Genomic DNA, 19029 nt, shown 5'->3' on the forward strand with positions numbered 1-19029 from the left:
CGTATCGGCTTCTGTGGTGGTGTTTAATACGCATACAGGCTTTATTCATGGAAAAGAGTTGCTAGTGACCTACACATCTCGACTACGAGATCATGCACTGAAAATAGGGCGAGATACCCGTATCGCATTGGTGGGTGCCGGCCAGATGGGCCGTGGCTTTGGAAATCAGTTAGGCCGCAAAGAGGGAATATCTCTATCCATAATCATCGATACAGACTTAGAGCGGGTCAAGGTTGTTTACGCAGATTTAGGAATTACTGATGTTGTTTTCAGTGAGGATAAAGAAGTTTTATCAAAGGCAATTTTGGATGGAAAACACACAGGTAGTACCAACTCAAATCTAGTATCAGAGCTTCCGGTTGATTTAGTAGTAGAAGGCACTGGAGTTCCAGATATTGGTGCACAAATTACCTACTCCTGTCTTCTTGCAAAGAAGGATGTCGCTGTTCTAAATGTTGAAATGGACGTCACCATTGGGCCACTGCTCCATAAAGTTGCCACAGATAACGGTGTGATTTATGCCGTCTGCCATGGAGATGAGCCAATTGAAGCAAAGGTTTTAGTTGATTATGCGCGCGATCTGAACTTTGAAATTATTTGTGCAGGTAAAGGCAAGAACAATCCATTTGAACCCTTAAGCACTCCAGACACTGTCCGAGAGATTGCTATAAAAAAGAAGATGAATCCAAAGATGTTGTGTTCATTTACTGATGGCTCTAAAACTATGACAGAGATGGTTGCACTTGCCAATACAACTGGTTTGCAACTGTCTAAGCGAGGCATGTATGGGCCTGCCTCTTCTGTTAAGACTTTGCAAGATACTTTCGCTTTAGCTGTTGATGGTGGAGTTTTAGATCGTCCAGGTGTTGTCGATTACTGCACTGGTGATGTGGCTCCCGGCGTCTTCGTCATTGTTCGTCACAATGATCCATACATCGCACATGAGATGAGCTATCTTGCGATGGGGCCTGGTCCATACTTTGCTTTGTATCGTCCCTTCCATTTGGCATCGATTGAAGCGCCAATCACTGTTTATCGTGCGATATTGGATCGCGAATCTTCTTTATACGCACCACACCTCAATGCTGAAGTCGTAACAATGACAAAGAAAGAGCTGGCTGTTGGCGATGTTATTGACGGTATTGGTGGCTATACAGTGCGTGGTTATGCAGACAATGCATTAGATGCCAAGCGCGATAACTTAGTTCCTATTGGCTTAATCGCTGGGGCGAAGATCATCAAACCAATTGGCGTTGGGGAATTGCTTACCTATGATCATGTCGAACTCAATCAAGATTCATTTATTGTTGCGCTGCGCAAAAAGCAGGATGAATTAGGCCTCACATACGCACCAGACCAGAAGTAATCATGAGTTCACAGTCCAAGGTCGCTTCAATTGTTCTGGCCGCGGGCTCTGGAACTCGCTTTGGGCACGACATCAACAAGGTCTGGTTACCGCTCAATGGTCCTCACATAATTTCTAGATCACTCACAAATGCGGCTGCAAGCTTTAAAGATGGCCGGATTATCCTTGTAATCAATCCCGACGATGAAGATTTCGCACGTAAAGCACTAGAAGCTGATGAAATGCCCTCTAGTATCGAAATTGTTTATGGTGGCGCAAGCCGTCATGAGAGTGAATTCAATGCTTTGCAGCATTTAAAAGCTGCAATCGATGCAGGTGAAATTGAAATTGTTCTGATCCACGATGGCGCAAGACCATTAGCAACTCCAGAGTTATTTGCTGCAATTGCCGCAGGTGCGGTGCAGCACGGTGGAGCAATTCCCACAATTGCACTAGATCCACGAGAGATGGACACCGCTCGCGATGAAACAGTTGCACGTGTGCAAACACCACAAGGTTTTAGAGCACAGCCGCTACTGGCCGCTTACGAGAAAGCCTCCATCGAAGGTTTCGTAGGAACTGATACTTCTGCATGCATGGAAAGGTTTTTCCCGGAGCTCAAGATATGTGCAGTTCCTGGGGATGCTTTGAATTTCAAAATTACCTACCCGCAAGATTTAGCTATTGCAGAACTATTGGTTTCCATCCAATAGATGTTTCATCAGATTTATCTCTATTTCCGAGTTAATTCGTGCACTTTCAGAGTCAGCATCCACTTTGGTTGTTTTTGCATCAATTTTTAATGGAACAAACCAAGTTGATGCTCCACCAGTAAAGTCGATTGCACTACGTCGAATCAACTCCGGCGTAGAAATTCTCTTCATTGAGTTGCGATCAATAGTCCCATCGACATATTGCTCAGCACTTATTGATTTCAGCGTCTCCGTAAAGGGTGAAGCAGGGCGCACCGCATCAATATTCACCTTCAGGGCTTCTAGAACTCGCTGAAACTGGGCAACTTTGGTTAGCGCTCTTTGTGAGTCATGGATCATCAGCAATTCAAAAGGCTGGGCGTTTTTTAGTGATTTAGCCATTTCTTGCGCTGAGTTTGGATCGCATTGAATCTTTTCGCACTCTAGATCCACAACTTCAAGAAGTGCTTCTTCTGTGCCTGCAATTGCAAGATGCGCGCTGGCTCCATACTCTGAAATAAACTCAAAGCATGCATCAAGGCAGGTGCTTAGAACATTTTGATTCTTTAGTGGGTGGAATGCAATTGGCGATGTAATCGCCACAACAACCTTCAGAGAAGGTGTGCTCACCGAATTAAGAAGCTAGTACCTCGTCAAGGATCACTGCAGCCTTTTCTTCATCAGTGCGCTCAGCAAGTGCGAGCTCTGATACAAGGATCTGCTTCGCCTTGGCGAGCATGCGCTTTTCACCAGCTGAAAGTCCACGATCTAGATCGCGACGGTATAGATCGCGAACAACTTCAGCGACCTTAATAACATCACCTGAAGCAAGCTTTTCTAAATTAGCCTTATAGCGGCGTGACCAGTTAGTTGGCTCTTCTGTGTATGGCTGGCGCAATACGCTAAATACGCGATCTAGGCCGGCTGAATCAACAACATCACGAACTCCGACTAGATCTACGTTATCTGCAGGAACGCGGACAGTTAGATCGCCTTGAGCAACTTTTAACACTAGGTAGGTCTTTTCTTCACCCTTGATCACACGAGTTTCAATAGCTTCAATTAATGCTGCCCCGTGGTGAGGATAAACAACGGTTTCGCCGACCTTAAATGTCATGTGATGCCCTTCGCTAGAGGGTCAATTCTACCAGCATTATTTAGTTCACAAAACCCCAAATAAGCAGCGTTATTTACTGCTTATTCAATGTGAGACAATTGCACTTATGCGTCGCATTATTTCAGCAATTTCTATTGCCGTATTGGCCGTCTCACTAAGTGGATGCGGTGCTGGCAATAACGCTTCAACCCGCGTGATAAATCAAGTCACTGATGGCGTCGAGGCAACAGTTACAGAAGATGGCAATAACATCAGAATTGTTAACCTCCTTGTAGTTGCAGCACCTGGCGGAAACGCTGTTTTGGTGGGCACAATAGTTAACAACGGTGATATTGAAGATGCTCTTCTAGGCGTTGCAATCAATGGGACAAGCGCGACTTACACAGGCAACAATGTTTTGCCTAAAAACACACCAATCATTTTTGAAGGCGAGCGCGCGAACGCAAAGGTTGTCCTTGGCGGATTCGGAGCACCTGCTGGATCACGTGTGCAAGTTGGACTGTTCTTCGGAAATGCTGGAGTTGTTACTCTAGATGCAATCGTTCGCGAAGCTCGTGATGAGTACACAGGCATAACTGCTGGAGAAACTTTACCTGCACCTACGCCTTCACCAACTGCTACTAAATAAGTTTTCTAAGTACCTTACTTCTTACCCTGATTTGCAACAGCTGCAATCGCATCTTTAGCCGCTTCTGGGTCTAAGTACTCCCCGCCCTTAACTGTTGGCTTAAAGTTTTCATCCAGTTTGTAATACAACGGAATCCCTGTTGGAATATTTAATCCTGCAATATCTGCATCACTAATTCCATCTAGGTGCTTTACCAATGCACGCAATGAGTTTCCATGTGCTGTGACAAGAACTCGCTTACCCGCCTTGAGGTCAGGCACAATCGCCTCATCCCAGTAAGGAAGCATGCGTGTAATGACATCTTTCAAGCACTCAGTCTTTGGGGCCAAAGGACCAAGATCTGCATAGCGTGGGTCCTTAGCCTGGCTGAATTCATCGTTGTCATCGATTGCAGGAGGTGGCACATCAAAACTGCGGCGCCATAACTGGAATTGCTCTTCCCCGTACTGTGCCAAAGTTTGCGCCTTGTCTTTGCCCTGCAAAGCACCGTAGTGGCGTTCATTCAAGCGCCATGAGCGTTGCACGGGAATCCAGTGGCGATCACAAGCATCTAGGGCTAATTGCGATGTGTTGATTGCACGACGTAGCAACGATGTGTGAACCACATCTGGCAACAACCCTCGCTCAGCCAACATGTCTCCGCCTCGACGAGCTTCTGCTTCACCTTTATCTGAAAGTCGAACATCGACCCAGCCGGTGAAAAGGTTTTTGGCGTTCCATTCAGATTCACCATGGCGTAGCAATACAAGTTCGAAGTTAGTCATAGCGACAGTCTAAACCAAATGCTTGAAAGCATCTAAATTGGCCAAAGATTCACCACGTGAGACACGCCAAGCCCACTCTCTGCGGATCGCATTTGCAAATCCAAGTTCTAGCAGTGGGTTAAATGAGCTGTCGCTGTACTGCAAAACAGAACCCACCAATCGATCTAGCTCTCGATCTGTGACTGCAAACAAAGGTAAGCGCCCAACTAAGAAGATGTCACCGAGTTCATTAGTGGCAAAGGCAATTCCATACATACCAGCATTTTTTAACATGCAATATGCATGAACACCCGCTTCATTGTCATCTGGTTTGCGGATCACAAAGGCGTTAATGCTCAAGGAATGGTCGCCAACAATGAGAGCACAATGGGTTTGTAACTTTTTTTCACCAGGTAGTGAGACTAAAAATGTGTTCTGGTCTTTGCGTTCATACTCCAAGTCATGTGAATCTAAGAATTCTTCAATAGTAATGCGTGGGTCGATCGAAGCCATTTATGCTTCCAGGGCTTTGCGAGACTGTGTAATTACTTGATCGTAGATATCTAACGTTCCGCGAGCAGTTGCATCCCAACCAAAGTGGGATGCATGTTCAATTGCGCCCATAGACAGCAGCACGCGACGCTGTGGCTCTTGCAGCAAGCGAGCAATAACTGATGACCAAGCCTTTGGATCATGTCCATCAACCAAAACACCAGAAATACCGTCAGCAACTGCTGTGCGAAGCCCACCGACTGCTGTTGCAACAACTGGTGTTCCACATGCCTGTGCTTCAAGGGCAACTAAGCCAAAACTTTCGCTGTAGCTCGGAACAATTACCAAATCTGCTGCTCGATACCAGTCGGCTAATTCTGCACGCGGGGCAGGTGGTGCAAAGCGAATAACATCATCGATGCCCAGCCATGTTGCAAGTTCCTTTAAGCGATCTACCTCTTCAGTATTGGCACCCGATGCACCGCCAATGATGTTGACAATCAATTTATTGCGCAGCAAAGGTGAATGTTTGACTAACTCACTAGTTGCACGAATCAAAACTTCTGGACCCTTGTGTGGCTGGATTCGTCCAACAAAGGAGACAACTAATGAATCCTGGGGCAGATTAACAATGGTGCGTGCAGCACTGCGACCTTTGCTAGGAGTGAATGTGTAAAGATCAACACCTGGAGCAACCACATGGACAATGTCAGGACAAGCATCATAAAGCGAAACAAGGCTTGCTGCTTCAGCATCAGTGTTAGCAACTAGTGCTTGGGCTGCAGCAACAACTTGCGTTTCTCCCTGCACACGAATCATTGGTTCAGGAGTTTCTCCTTCAGCTAAGTTCAAATTCTTAACGCGTGCCATGGTATGCATGGTGTGCACCAATGGAATTCCGAGTTCTTTTGCAGCAAGCATCGCAACTTTTCCAGAAATCCAATAATGCGAGTGAATCGCATCGTAATTTTCATTTTTCAAAATGCGCAGAAACTCTTTAGATAGTCCGGCAATATGTGCAGGAAGTTGTTCCTTTGTAAGTGATCCATGCCCGCAATCAAAGTAGCGAACACGAACACCCGCAGAAATCTCAACAACATCTACCTCGCTTGGATTAGTTCTACGAGTAAAGATGTCGACTGAGACGCCCATAGCAGCCATGCGCTGTGCGGATTCAACGACATAGATATTCATGCCGCCAGCATCGCCAATTCCCGGTTGTTCCAGGGGCGATGTGTGCACCATTAGTACTGCAATACGCCCACTCATGGTGTTAAGGGTACGCGCACCTAGAAGGTTGCGCGAATGACGCCCACTGGCAGGCCTGCACCCAATGTGTTTACGGGTACTTCGTGCGCATCAATATCAAATTTCGCAAGGGCAGCCGCGGTTATTGCTGGCATAGCACGTGCATTGCCATCGCTAATTTTGATGGCCAACGTGCGGCCATCATGAAGTGATGCAACATTAACTGCCTCCGCGCCATCCTTCATAAACAAGCCAGGGATGTTCTGCATCATCCTTGTTGCAAGACGACCAGGACCAGAAACCATTTCAGGGTAATCGCGGCAAGCTTGTGCTACTTCTTGATGCACCGGATCTGTACTGATCGTTAAATTGCGAATAGCGCGAGCAAGACCAAGAAGTGAAAATAGAAACAGTGGAGCACCGCATCCATCAACACTGACACCTGCGACTTTTTCACCACTCATTTGTTCCACTTCACCCTTTATCGCAAGCTGCAATGGATGTTCTGGATCTAAATATGAATCTGTTGGCCAGCCATTGACTACGCATGTGGCAAGCATTCCTGCATGCTTTCCGCTGCAGTTCATAGCAAGGCGAGTTGGTTCAGCGGTGCGACGTAATTCTTCATCAAGTGGACGATCTAAGACACACTTGAGGGAATGCTCATCAAGGCCCGCCTTTGCCAAGATTGCAAGCGCACCTTGTTGATGCATTGGCATACCGGCATGGGATGCGCAGGTTAGAGCCAATAAACGAGTTTCGATGTCTAAACCAGCACGCACCATTGCTGAGGCTTGAATTGATTTAAGAGATGAGCGTGAGTAAATATTTAGCGTTGGGTCACCTTTTTGAAAAAGTATTGAGCCATCAGCGTTAAGCAACACCAAGTGACCTGCGTGAACAGATTCAACAACTCCGCCACGTGTTACTTCTGCTAAGACCTCGCCCAGCATTACTTGTTCCACACTTATTCTGATTGACGCTCTAGTGAAGACCAAACGTGAGCTTGTAGTTCTTGGCCTTCAGCAGCCATGTCATAGGCATAAAACAATTCACCTGCAACAAGTCCGTACAAACGCACACCTGCTGTAACAATCTTTGCAGATGGTGCTGAATACCCTTGATCCATTACCAATTGAATCTTTGGACCATCAAAGGTTCCAACCCAGCCTTCGGTAATGCCAGTGCTGTGTGAAATCAAAACTTCTAGAACATTGTTGGGCTTTACACGCCAAAAACCGACCTCAGATGCGGCCGGGCGAACAATTTCGCCCTCGGCATCAATGATCCAAGAACGTGAAAAGTAGTTAAGAAAGTTACGTCCATCGTGGTTAAAGACAACCTCTGATGCAAATTCAAAGCCGGGGATTGTTGGGTACTCACCGCGACCCTTCCCGCGCCATGTGCCAACCATCCATGCAAGTGGATTCAAATCTGGATGCAAACCTTCAGGGATTGTGAAAACCATTAGGAACGTTGCCTCCAGTTACTTGTCCGTCGCGCCTGTGATTGGCGACCCTTAAATGCAAAAATAATGAGAACCACACCTAATGCGATCGCAACAAGGCCGAGGATTATCGATGTGATCAACTCCATGGCCTAAGAATAGCGGTTAAACAATTACTTGTTGTGCTGCAGGAACTCCATCAACGCTTAGCGTTGCATCAATTGGCGTATTTCTCTTCACGATCGCCAATGCAATTGTTCCTAATTCATGGTGGCGGGCAACTGTCCCAATAAATCCAACAACTACACCCTCATTTTCAATCTTTGTACCAACAGCCGGAAAGCCAACATCGCTGCCATCAAGATGCAACATCACTAATCGCCTTGGTGGATTACCCAAGTTATATATCTTGGCGACAGTTTCTTGTCCTCGGTAGCAACCCTTTTTCATATGAACAGCGCCATTTAACACGCCAATTTCATTAGGAATTGATTTGTGGTCAGTCTCAAAACCAATACGAGGGCGGTGCGCAGCAACTCTTTCCGCATCCAGTGCCCATGTGCCAACCTGAGTTGCAACACCACCAAAAGTTTTCTTCATCGATTCCAATTCATCGCGAGGCACTAAAGCAAATGGCCCACCAATCGGTGTGAGCGCTCCAGGTGCTCGCAAGACTGCGTATTCATTGCTTACATCTTTAACATCAACTCGAAGCATGAACTTCATCTTTGTTAAGTACTCAATGAGTTGTTCTGAATAACCTGGATCTAGAACTAGAAAGGTTGCGGTTCCGTCATCAACTAGATTGAATTGATATTCAATGTGGCCACGGGCATCCAGAATCATGTTCGGCATCCAAACACCTGGCTGGAGATCACTCACAAATTGTGTTGTTAAGTCATGCAGCCACTTCAAACGATCTGCACCACTAACAGCAACAATATTGTGATGGGATAAGTCTGCCCAGGCAGTTCCAGCTTCTAGCGCGCGTTGTTCTTTTACTGGTTCTCCAAAATGCCAAACAGCCCCTTTATCGGGACCAGCTTCAACCAGCACGGCGCTCATGCGCTAAGAGTAGTCCTATGGTTTAACGCATGCAGCACAGGTGCCATACACAGCAAAGTGTGTGACATCTGTTTTAAAGCCGTAATCATCGGCCAATGCATTTACAAAGTTTGCTGCTACTTCAATTGGAGCATCGCCCACAGATCCACATGTTCCACACACTAAGTGCAAGTGAGTTAACTCTTCAGCAGCGTGATAGGTAGCTCCACCATGACCAAGGTGGGTGTGCTGGACAAGTCCAACATTTTCAAGGGTTTCAAGATTTCGATACACAGTTGAAAGGTTGATTCCAGGATGAGTTTGGCGAACCTTTTCCGCAACCTCTTCAGGCGTTGCGTGCCCTAGTGAGCGCACAGCACCTAGTACTAACTCGCGCTGTGGTGTTAAGCGCAAACCTTTTTCATGGAGCTCATGTTTTCCGGCCATGCCTAAACCCTACCCTTACTTGCTACGGGCGCGAAGTAGGAGAAGGTAGATCTCGCAGCCTAAGCAGAAGTTAAAGGCAGCATTTAAGAACGCCGCCGCTAATGCGAAGGCCACTGCCACGATAAAGATGGTGTTTATGCCGGTGGTTATTCCAACAATGGCTGTCAATGCAAAGAGCAATCCAACGCTTTGTGCAAACTGTGGTGGGCGAATATCCTCAGTTGGTGTTTCACCCTTGAGTCGTGGCTTCACAATTTTCTTGTAGATAAATGCATACGGGGTGAACTGTGGTCCCTTAATTGCACCGATTGCAAAAACAAAAGCTTGCGCAGCAATCACCCAAAGATTATTTGTTGCTAATGCTGTTGCCAAAACCACTGTTGTAATAACGGCACCAAATCGCGGGCCACGTGCATCTATAGTTGTTGTCTTCTTTTTCGAATCTAAATTTTGTGTCATTTCTTTTCCTTGTCGTTGGTGGGTTAATTGTTAAATGAAGAAACAATTAGCCAATACACAAGGAAGCAGTCATACGGCCGTAATCAATTACGCGGCGCTTAGTAGCTGCTAACAACATGTAGTAAGAGTAAAGTGCTTGCAGCATTAATGCGAGTTGCAACTTATTTGCATTAACGAATAGCTGAAATTGCCCCTAAAACCTGATCCCGCTTAGGTGCACCCATGGCCCGGCCTACTTCGTGGCCGTTACGGTCCAGGAATAATGTTGTTGGAGTACTGCGGATATCTAGTTGGCGCACCAGTTCAAGATTAGCTTCAGCATCGATATCAACGTGGACCACATCAGCCATATCGGCCGTTACATCTTCTAGTAATGCTCTAGTTGCCCGGCACGGACTACAGAAGGCAGATGAGAACTGCACCAAGGTGGCTCGTGCGCCCAACTCCACCCCGATCATGCTTTGAGTGATTAAGCCCTTATCTGACCTAACGACAACCTTGCCGCGAGAACGCTGATACCAAAGCCCGTATGCAGTTGCTAGGGCCAGGACGATCACGATTGGAAGGAGAGATTTCACAGGGGTAGTCTGTACCAATGGCGAGAGTTCTTCTACTTACGAACACTCTTGGTGCCAGCGCAGAAGTGCTTCCAGCACTTGGTTTGCTGCAGCATCAAGTTCGCATCTTGCCTGCCGAAGTAAGCGTCTTGGTCGATGCCCCTGATATTGATGTCTTATTGATTGATGCTCGTCGCGACCTGCCAACTGTTAAGTCCTTAACAAAGCTAATCTATGCAACAGGTGTTGGATGCCCCGTTATTGCAATCACAACTGAAGGTGGATTAACGGCAGTTAACGCTGACTGGGGAATTGATGATGTCATTCTTGATTCTGCAGGACCTGCCGAAGTAGATGCCCGCATTCGCATCGCACTTGGCAAGCATGCGATTGAAATGGTCGCAGCAGATCCTCACAGTGGAGAAATTAGAAGTGGTGAAGTAGTAATTGACGAGTCCACTTACACAGCTCGCCTTAAGGGAAGTGTTTTGGATTTAACCTTTAAAGAGTTTGAACTACTGAAATATCTAGCACAGCATCCTGGGCGCGTCTTTACGCGTGCTCAGTTGTTGCAAGAAATTTGGGGATATGACTACTTCGGTGGAACTCGCACAGTAGATGTTCACATCCGCCGCCTGCGCTCAAAGCTAGGTCCTGAGTTTGAAGCGATTATTGGAACAGTTCGAAATGTTGGTTATCGCTTTACTGTTGATGCATAAAAATGCGTCACATACTTAAGCTACATCGCGACCTCAACGCTGATTCCCTGCCACAAGCAGAGCACGACTACACAATTGAAACCTTTAATCCAGCTATTCATAAAGAACAGTGGTTAGAACTCAACAATCACATCTTTGCCCACCATGCAGATCAAGGTAACTGGGCCATGCAAGATCTTGATAATCGCATCGCCGAACCCTGGTTTGATGCCAACGGATTCTTTCTTGCGACAGAAAATGGAGCCATCGAGGGATTTGTCTGGACCAAGATCCATCAGGACCTAATCAATCAAGATCCTGTTGGTGAGCTTTATGTGGTTGGAACTCACCCGGATCACGCGGGAAAAGGTATTGCCCGGGCCTTATCTGTCGAGGCGATTAATTACCTTGTAAGTAAAGGGCTCAAGCACGCAATCTTGTATGTTGATGCCGATAATGAAAAGGGCTTAAAGCTATATGGATCATTAGGGTTTAATTAATTTTTTGTAATTTTGATTTGGTTATTTCCTTGCGGTGAAATAGTTACTCCCTGAAATTCAATCCCTTTTGTAATCGTAATCTTGCCGTTTTCGCGAATATATCTCCAAAAGTTTTTCTCTTCCGAATTTTGATCCATGTCATTTCTGTAACTTTCCATGTTTACATTTACATAGTAAGCAGTAAAACCATTAAGGTTTCGAAATTCCCTGGAATTACTAAAATTGGAGAATTTGCCATTGGTTCGTTTTTCAATAATTAAAAGCTCATCGGCACTTAATTTGACCATGACAGATTGAGGTTCTTTCCCATAATCATCAAGTGAACTCATAGTGACATAAACCGGTTCCTTGATTGCATTCTTATCAATGCAAACAACCTCATCTTTACCAAACCAGCCCACAAGGAAAGATTCCCAAGAGGTTACTGCCTTTGATGCACCCCATTGTTGTGTCATGATATTTAAGTCAGAGCCATTAATTGGTCCATGCCCAATAAAGCCTTGGTAATGAAGAATTTCATGAATCAAGTGATCCCAAATTTTCGTTCGATCTGTTGGGAATGCACCTCCTCCCATTTCACCATATGTAGAAAAGATTTGGCGGCCGACCTTTGTTGTGAAAGTTCCGCCTCTTAAAATTAGCGATGTTCCATACTTTGACTCGGCCTCTGTAGGGAAAACAAAGTAGATGAACTGGACGCCAGTAAAGTCATATTTCCCATCAACCAAATTGATAATCTCTTGTGCGCCAGCTGTTTGAGACTGCTTCTCTGAGGTAGCTCCCTTTCGACATTCAACACAGGCATACCATTCAGCCCCACGAGGTGCCCGCACCCAATCTGGGGAAACAAGGTCAACCTCATACTGCATTTTCCCGCGGCCAAAATAATCTGCCCAGTCCTTTATTAGAACAAGGTCATCTGCAAACATCTCTCCTGGATTGCCCACACCTGATGCGTTGGCAAAGTCAACTGGAATAATCGCAATTTTCATTTTCCCTAAAGGCGAGAGAGTGCTGCGCAAAGGAAAGCCTTTACTGCCCGCACCAGTCAAATTTCTATTCTCATTCAACTTACATTCAGAAACATCAGAAGCAACCTGAACGAAGTTATCGGCAATGGTTGGGGTTGGGGTTGGGGTAGCAGTCGGCGATGGCGTTGATGTTGGAGTTGGGGTAGCAGTCGGCGATGGCGTTGATGTTGGTGAAGGAGTAGCCGTTGGTGATGGGGTAGCCGTTGGAGTTGGCTTTGGAAGAGTTACACCTTTATTCCAAACAAGTTTCTTACCGCTTTTTATACAGGTGTATTTCTTGCCACCCGCGATCGCTGTTGACCCAACCTTTTTACAAACAGCACCAGATTTAACTGCAGTGTGGCCAGGTGGTGAGGATAAGAGTGAGACAAGAAATGCCCCAATCACAATGCGGATTACGAAATTCTTTCCCATAACTATTTGCGAGTCAAAAAGATCTGAGAGACTGTTTTAGCAAGAATTGGTGAAGCATCTTTCCAGCTAATTCCATACACCTTTAGAAATGCTTCTTCGAAAGTTAGTCCGTTTGAGACCTCAACAATTAGCTGCGTAGGTGAGTCAATGCCCTTAAGGGCGACCAAACACTCCATCGTGATATATCCAATTGTGTAGACATAGCCAAACATCTCATTGTTGTATTTGCCCGGCATTAGAGCAGCGTAAAAACGCTCTATATCGACCGGTTCAAAGCTCTTGATTTCTTCGTTAGGGCTGGTGCGTAACCAATCAGCACGAAACTTGGTGTACTCCTCAATGCTTTTTGCCGCACCTGTATTTCCGGCTATGTGCGCATGACCCTCAATAAACCACCGTGGTAAATAATTGAAGTTCTGGTCATCTTTTGGCTTTCCAATGAACTGCATTGCTTGAGCAATGTGGGTGTACTCATGTATTTCAAGGCCACCTTCTAGATGGTAAGTGTCTGTTTGACCGCCTGGTTCAGTAACTCCGTATTGGGAAAACCCAACGGTGCCGGAGACTTTTCCTGCACTTGCACCGTTGCACCGTTGAAGCGAACCACAAGATCCATCGATTTGTCCTGCAAGATAAGACATATTCAATTCGCCAAATTTCGCTTTAGCCCAATCTTTATCTTGAAAACGATAATAAATTGCATAAAAGCTTTGTGGTTGTGCAAAGCCAGCGAAGATCCTGGTTGCATTTTCAAAAATTGCCTTTACATTTGCATTAGGAATAGTTGTATTTGGTCCAACAAAAATGTCTTGCCTTACTGCCACGGCTTCTGACTTCTTGATCTTTTCATTTGTTGAAGTCCACGCTGCAAGTGCAATGCCTTCTGGATTCCCGTATAACTCGTCAAATGTTTTAGGGATAACTATTGGGGGCACCGTTGGAGTTGGCGTTGGTGTTGGCGTTGGTGTTGGCGTTGGTGTTGGCGTTGGAGTTGGTGTTGGAGTTGGTGTTGGAGTTGGTGTTGGCGTTGGGGAAGGCGTTGGAGTTGGTGTTGGCGTTGGTTTAACCACTGCAACACCTTTGTTCCACACAAGTTTTTTGCCGCTTTTTATACAGGTATATTTAATGCCCTTGACAGTTGAAATTGCCCCAGCTTTGCTGCATTTTGCACCAGGCTTTACCGTTGCGGCCGTTGTTGTTTGAAGTGAAGTAAAGGTGAGAGCCAGAATCGCTATAGTGGCAAGTGCTTTGCGCATTCTAGAAATGTACAGGAAAAAGGGAGAAAAGGCCCTAAACGCCTGTAATTAGCCCTTTACGTAGATGTTGTTGAAGTAAGTATTCGAGGTGGCAGGAACGATCTCAAAGTTAATGTCTTTAACACCTGATTTTTCGCTAATGAACTTCTTAATTGCCGCGATACGTGCAGCCGCCAAGGCTTCAGTCTTCTTGGTTGTAGTTATCTTAGAAATAACGATTGTTTTAAAACCTTGAGATTTAACAAGGGGAATCACCTTATACAAGGCTGTTGTATCGACTGAACTTAAAACAGCCTTAGTTTTAGTTGCGCTCACAACACGAGTGACCAAGAGTGGACCATTCAACTTGAAATCTGCATCTACTCTTTGGCTAACAGTGCTATCTCCGCCGTTAGAAACAACTTCGATAACAGCATTAGGTCCCAATACTCTTGCAACAGAACAGCTTGTTGTTGGAGTTGAACAAACTTTTTTGCCACTCAAATAGACCGTATAGGCAGTGGCATTTGGTGATGCAACCCAGCGAATTGTTGACTTACTTGATGAAACCGGAGTCAGAACTGGCTTAGTTACGTTTTCAGGCAGCACCGTGAGTGGAATCTGAATAATTCGATCAATTCCGTTTTCGGTAATAGTGGCAGTAACAATCTTCTTGCCACTAAAGCCTGTGACTGGAGTCAAAACAAGTTTGCCTTCGATGACCTTAACTTCGGCAATAAATTCCTTGCTATTCTCATCAATCTTGACACCAAGCGGCCTTAGGTCTGATGCGCTTATCGGAGTAAAGACTCCAGCAGTTGAAATCTTCACTTCTTTAGCGCCAGTGACGGTGACGGGTGCGATAACGGTGGTGGTGTTAACGACAATGGAAACTACAGGCGTCCACTTTGCGTACAAAGTAATTGGAGTTACAACTCCTGGTGCATAAGGGAAGCTAATCGCACTTCCACCGTCAGTTGCTGACCAACCTGCAAAGGTGAATCCACTTCTGGTCGGTGTTACAGGAGCTGCCAATGTTCCACCACTTGCAAATACTGTATTTGTGACTGATGAACCACCCTTGGAGTCAAAGGTAACTGCGTTATCAAGGGCAGCCCAGCGCGCAAATAGTGTGATGTTACTCGTGACTCCGGGTGCATAAGGGAAGGTGATCACACTTCCACCGTCAGTTGCTGACCAACCGACAAATGTGTAACCAGATCTGGTTGGAGCCGTTGGTTCATTTACTGATGATGCTGTTAAGAAACTTCCGCTTGAAACAGAAGTACCACCCCTTGAATTGAATGCTACTGAATAAACTGCAGCGGTCGTTGCGGATGCAGAAGAAGATGCAACTGAAGTCCCCACGCTGTTTGCGGCAGTTACTGTAAATGTGTATCCAGTTCCATTAGCAAGGCCAGAAATCGTGCAACTTGTCGCCGATGTCGTGCAGGTTGCATTTGTATTTGAAGTCACTGTGTAATTAGTGATCTCGGATCCACCATTTGAGGCTGGGGTGCTCCACGAAATTACTGATTGTTGATTTCCATTTGCTGTGGCTGTGACATTTAATGGAGCACTAGGCCTAACCGCAGCAATGACAATTTCTGGATCTGAAGTCAAATCAATAGTGATCGTGCCATCTTGAGTCGCCGTACCTAGCAATGTAGAAACGTTGTTGACGATGGCGTATGCAGTAGCGCCAGTTTTTATTGTTGCATTAGAGATTGTGACTGAAATCGGCTTGCCAGAAGCGGTATCTGGGACGGTGCCATCGCCTGCGATCCATGAAATAGCAATAGAAATCAAGTAGGTAACATTTGGCAAAAGCCCTGTTGCTCGTGAGGAATTTCCGACCATATCGAAGTTAATCGTGGTGCCAGCTGGCAATGCATTCTCTGGCACTGATACTGCAACCGAACTGCTTGAATTAGCGCCCGAGAATGTATTTCCAACGTTGGCCACAGTAACGACGGAGCCAATTCGAGTCAGCGAGTCAGTGATTCCATACAGGGAAGACTGAATCCATCGGGCGTAAACCGTCTGTGAAGCAGTTGGTGTAAAAGAAGTTCCATGAGAGCCAAGGGAACTGCCGCCAGCAGTTGCAGTATGCCAGCCATCAAACACAAAGTTTGCGCGAGTTGGAAGAGGTAAAACTGTAGAGCTGCCGTTTTGAACCGCAACAGCGGCATTTGCAAGAGTTCCACCACTTAGGTTGTAAGTAACGGTGAAACTACCTAATGTCCATATGGCATACAGTGTTCGTGACCGAGAAGGAATATATGTTGCACTTAACAAACTTCCAGAAACGCTTTCAGACCAGCCAGCAAATGTGTATCCGTCTTTTACTCTGTCGCCAACTAATGGCAAGGTGATTGCAGTAGTTCCAAATGTGTAATTGACATCTGCTTCCGCAGTTCCACGCCCACCATTCCAGTCGTATGAAACGGTAAATACCCTGGCAACCCATTGTGCGGTGTAAGCAATGTTTGCAGAACCCATGACAACTACAGCATCTGCGCCCACAACTGTCGAGCCATTTGACCAGCCGGTGAAGGTATAGCCAGGTTTGCTAACAGCTGCTTCAACAATGAAGCTCTGTCCAATTTGTTTTGTGCTTGTTGCAGGAGCTTCTGTGCCGCCATCTGAGTTATAAGAAATTGTGTAGTTAATTGGGTTCCACTTTGCAGTCAAAACGGAATCCTCAAGAATTGTGAAGTTGCTGCCACCTAAAATTGTTGCTGAACCATTAGCCCAGCCAGCAAATGTGTAACCGGTACGTGAAACAGAGCCAAATATAGGCCCAACAGAGGCACCTGAGTTATGAAGAGTATCGCTTGGCAATGAACCTGAAGTGACTGTGCCACCGTTTATCGCATAGTGCAATGTGAACTGCGGAATCCAAGTTGCGTAAAGAACAATGTTAGCCAATGTGGTAATTGAAGAATTAGGTGAGTAACTGGTTCCTGTTCCATCAGCAGCAGTGTTCCATCCTCCAAATACATTTGATGTCTTAGTAAATGTATTTGCTAGGACTTCATAAGGTGAAGCTTGTCCCGTTGTGTATCCACCAGCAGTAGGTGCAGATCCTCCATTGCTTGTGTTTCCATTGTAAGTAATTGTGTAAGTAACTGGATTCCATTTTGCATAGAAGATTACATTTGAAACTGTTGTGTATGTATTTGCTGCAGAATAATTTGTTCCAGTTCCGGCTGCAGAAGTGTTCCACCCACCGAATGTAAATCCGATACGTTCTAAGGTTCCGATCCCTGGGAAGACAACCGATGAACCACCAGTTGTATAAGTATCGGAGCTAACATTTGTCGAACTTCGCTGCGCATTCCCTGTTCCACCATTGGTGTTGTATGTGATGGTGTATGTATTAGCGCTCCACTTTGCATACAAAGTTACATTGGATGAACCAACTGTGAAGAGTGATCCTGAAAGATAGTTGGTTCCCGTTCCGTCACTTGCTGTGTTCCATCCACTAAAGGTGTACCCAGCCAGTGCCAAAGAACCTGTATTTGCCTTTACTGTTGCAGTTTGTGTGATCTGCTTGGAAGTCTCTGTAGGAACAGTTCCGCTATCGGCGGAGTTGGAGTTGTAAGTGAATGTGTAATTTATTGCTGTCCACTTTGCGTAGGCATTAAGTGAAAGTGTGGCCCCTGTCGGTGAGTAGCTTCCACTGCCGCCGCCAGAACCAATCGCGGTTGTCAGACCCGCATCAGAGTGCCACCCTGCAAAGGTGAATCCAGTTTTTGTAGGAACTGGAAGCGTGATCGCTGTGCCCGCAGTTGTATAGCTAGCGGTTGCAGTTGAGTCTCCGCCATCTCCGCCGTTGTAATTGAAAGTTACAACATATGTATTTGCCGTCCACTGCGCATACAAAGTGGTTTCAGCAGTCAAAGCGGCCTGGGCAAAGTTGTTATAAGTAGTACCCGTTCCATCAGCTGCAGTCGCCCAACGATGGAATACATAATTTGCGCGTGAATAGAGATTTGCATTGAGGCTTGTTGTGACCCCATGAGTAAATGATTGATTACCCATTGTTCCGGTTCCACTGTTTGCGTTAAAGGCAACTGAATAAACTCTCAATGACCACCGAGCATACAAAGTAAAGTTAGTTGTCTGACCATGCGCGAAAGGGAAAGTTACAACAGTCCCAGTTTCGGTTGCGGACCACCCATCGAATGTGTAGCCAGTCCTTGTTGGAGCAGTTGGTGCTGATGAAATACTCGCACCTGTGGCAGCTGTGCCATTTGAAACTGCGCTACCGCCTTGTGAATTGTATGTAACAACTAATGATCCAGCTGTCCATAATGCATACAAGGTGAAATTAGCAGTCTGACCATGTGCATAAGGGAAGGTGATTGCTGTTCCACCATCAGTTGCTGACCAAGCAGTAAATGTGTATCCAGCACGTGTTGGCGCTGTTGGTGCTGAAGAAATACTTGCTGCGGTATTTACTGAACCGTTACTTACGGTTGTTCCACCTTTAGAGTTATATGTGACTGTCAGAGAGTTTGCTGTCCATTGTGCATACAAAGTAATTGATCCATATGGTGAAGCAGGAGTGTAAGTTCCGTTTGTAACTTGGGTTCCAGCTGATGGGTCCGTGAACCATCCCGCAAAGGTGTAACCAACTCTTAGTGGCGCTGTAGTCGGAATCGTTGCAATAGCAGCATCAGTTGTATAGGTCGTTGAACCACCCACTTGCGCAGTAGTTGCACTTTGATTGTTGTAAGTAATCGCATTAGTTGTAAGCGCTATCCACTTTGCATACAGAGTGAAATTGGCAGTCTGACCATGTGCATATGGGAATGTAACTACAGTTCCGCCGTCAGTTGCTGACCAACCAGAAAGTGTGTACCCAGTGCGAGTGGGCGCGGTTGGTGCTGCTGAAATACTTGCAGCGGTGTTAACCGTGCCATC

General features: G+C 46.0%; 19 protein-coding genes. 5 read left to right on the forward strand and 14 right to left on the reverse strand.

From position 1 onward, the window contains the following. Positions 1-13: 13 nt before the first annotated feature. Positions 14-1366 (forward strand): NAD(P)H-dependent oxidoreductase, encoded by a 1353-nt coding sequence (locus AC9UH7_RS01925; RefSeq protein WP_509594334.1) that lies wholly within the window; start codon positions 14-16, stop codon positions 1364-1366. Between the two features lie 2 nt (positions 1367-1368). Beyond that, positions 1369-2058, forward strand: coding sequence for an IspD/TarI family cytidylyltransferase (locus AC9UH7_RS01930; protein ID WP_509594336.1), 690 nt, complete (start codon positions 1369-1371; stop codon positions 2056-2058). Here the strand turns inward: AC9UH7_RS01930 and AC9UH7_RS01935 are convergent. Together AC9UH7_RS01935 and AC9UH7_RS01940 are read right to left on the reverse strand one after the other, a co-directional pair. Further along, a complete protein-coding gene (locus AC9UH7_RS01935) occupies positions 2038-2667 on the reverse strand; it encodes a 2-C-methyl-D-erythritol 4-phosphate cytidylyltransferase (RefSeq protein ID WP_509594338.1) in 630 nt (209 codons plus the stop codon). The genes AC9UH7_RS01930 and AC9UH7_RS01935 overlap by 21 nt on opposite strands. A 4-nt stretch (positions 2668-2671) precedes the next feature. Continuing rightward, a complete protein-coding gene (locus AC9UH7_RS01940; RefSeq protein WP_445821849.1) occupies positions 2672-3154 on the reverse strand; it encodes a CarD family transcriptional regulator in 483 nt (160 codons plus the stop codon). Between the two features lie 106 nt (positions 3155-3260). Here AC9UH7_RS01940 and AC9UH7_RS01945 point away from each other — a divergent pair, with 106 nt between their 5' ends. Next, positions 3261-3782, forward strand: a complete 522-nt coding sequence (locus AC9UH7_RS01945) for an LptM family lipoprotein (protein WP_509594339.1) — start codon at positions 3261-3263, stop codon at positions 3780-3782. A gap of 14 nt (positions 3783-3796) precedes the next feature. On the opposite strand, the gene AC9UH7_RS01950 is transcribed toward AC9UH7_RS01945, so the two are convergent. From AC9UH7_RS01950 to AC9UH7_RS01990, 9 genes are all read right to left on the reverse strand, one after another. Beyond that, a complete protein-coding gene (locus AC9UH7_RS01950) occupies positions 3797-4546 on the reverse strand; it encodes a phosphoglyceromutase (protein ID WP_509594341.1) in 750 nt (249 codons plus the stop codon). A 9-nt stretch (positions 4547-4555) separates the two neighbouring features. Then, on the reverse strand, positions 4556-5038 hold the full coding sequence (locus AC9UH7_RS01955) for a type III secretion system chaperone family protein (protein ID WP_509594343.1): 483 nt from the start codon (positions 5036-5038) through the stop codon (positions 4556-4558). After that, positions 5039-6286 (reverse strand): D-inositol-3-phosphate glycosyltransferase, encoded by a 1248-nt coding sequence (mshA, locus tag AC9UH7_RS01960; protein ID WP_509594346.1) that lies wholly within the window; start codon positions 6284-6286, stop codon positions 5039-5041. It lies immediately after the preceding gene. 20 nt (positions 6287-6306) lie between these two features. Then, a complete protein-coding gene (locus AC9UH7_RS01965; RefSeq protein ID WP_509594349.1) occupies positions 6307-7218 on the reverse strand; it encodes an asparaginase in 912 nt (303 codons plus the stop codon). A gap of 14 nt (positions 7219-7232) precedes the next feature. Next, complete coding sequence (locus tag AC9UH7_RS01970) at positions 7233-7733, reverse strand: heme-binding beta-barrel domain-containing protein (RefSeq protein WP_509569228.1); 501 nt, start codon at positions 7731-7733, stop codon at positions 7233-7235. 144 nt (positions 7734-7877) lie between these two features. Further along, the gene (gene ygfZ, locus AC9UH7_RS01975) at positions 7878-8777 is read right to left on the reverse strand and encodes a CAF17-like 4Fe-4S cluster assembly/insertion protein YgfZ (RefSeq protein WP_509594351.1); all 900 of its coding nucleotides are present in this window, start codon (positions 8775-8777) and stop codon (positions 7878-7880) included. Positions 8778-8792: 15 nt separating this feature from the next. Next, positions 8793-9203, reverse strand: a complete 411-nt coding sequence (locus AC9UH7_RS01980; RefSeq protein ID WP_509594353.1) for a Fur family transcriptional regulator — start codon at positions 9201-9203, stop codon at positions 8793-8795. Positions 9204-9218: 15 nt separating this feature from the next. Beyond that, positions 9219-9662: a DUF4395 domain-containing protein gene (locus tag AC9UH7_RS01985; protein WP_509594356.1), complete on the reverse strand. Its 444-nt coding sequence runs from the start codon at positions 9660-9662 to the stop codon at positions 9219-9221. A 170-nt stretch (positions 9663-9832) separates the two neighbouring features. Next, positions 9833-10240 (reverse strand): thioredoxin family protein, encoded by a 408-nt coding sequence (locus AC9UH7_RS01990; protein ID WP_509594358.1) that lies wholly within the window; start codon positions 10238-10240, stop codon positions 9833-9835. A 17-nt stretch (positions 10241-10257) separates the two neighbouring features. Between AC9UH7_RS01990 and AC9UH7_RS01995 the strand changes: the two genes are divergently transcribed. Continuing rightward, entirely contained in the window at positions 10258-10938 is a 681-nt protein-coding gene (locus tag AC9UH7_RS01995) for a winged helix-turn-helix transcriptional regulator (RefSeq protein ID WP_509594361.1), read from the forward strand. Between the two features lie 2 nt (positions 10939-10940). Then, positions 10941-11417, forward strand: coding sequence for a GNAT family N-acetyltransferase (locus AC9UH7_RS02000; RefSeq protein WP_509594364.1), 477 nt, complete (start codon positions 10941-10943; stop codon positions 11415-11417). Here the strand turns inward: AC9UH7_RS02000 and AC9UH7_RS02005 are convergent. From AC9UH7_RS02005 to AC9UH7_RS02015, 3 genes are all read right to left on the reverse strand, one after another. Then, positions 11414-12862 carry a hypothetical protein gene (locus AC9UH7_RS02005; protein ID WP_509594366.1) on the reverse strand — a complete coding sequence of 483 codons (1449 nt, stop codon included), beginning with the start codon at positions 12860-12862 and terminating at the stop codon, positions 11414-11416. The genes AC9UH7_RS02000 and AC9UH7_RS02005 overlap by 4 nt on opposite strands. Before the next feature lie 2 nt (positions 12863-12864). Continuing rightward, positions 12865-14118 (reverse strand): hypothetical protein, encoded by a 1254-nt coding sequence (locus AC9UH7_RS02010; protein WP_509594369.1) that lies wholly within the window; start codon positions 14116-14118, stop codon positions 12865-12867. A 48-nt stretch (positions 14119-14166) separates the two neighbouring features. Further along, a partial coding sequence (locus tag AC9UH7_RS02015; protein WP_509594372.1) for a beta strand repeat-containing protein occupies positions 14167-19029 on the reverse strand: 4863 nt, incomplete at its 5' end.

Origin of the sequence: Candidatus Planktophila sp., from assembly GCF_044348745.1 — a bacterium.
In the GTDB taxonomy this organism is placed as follows: Bacteria; Actinomycetota; Actinomycetes; order Nanopelagicales; family Nanopelagicaceae; genus Planktophila.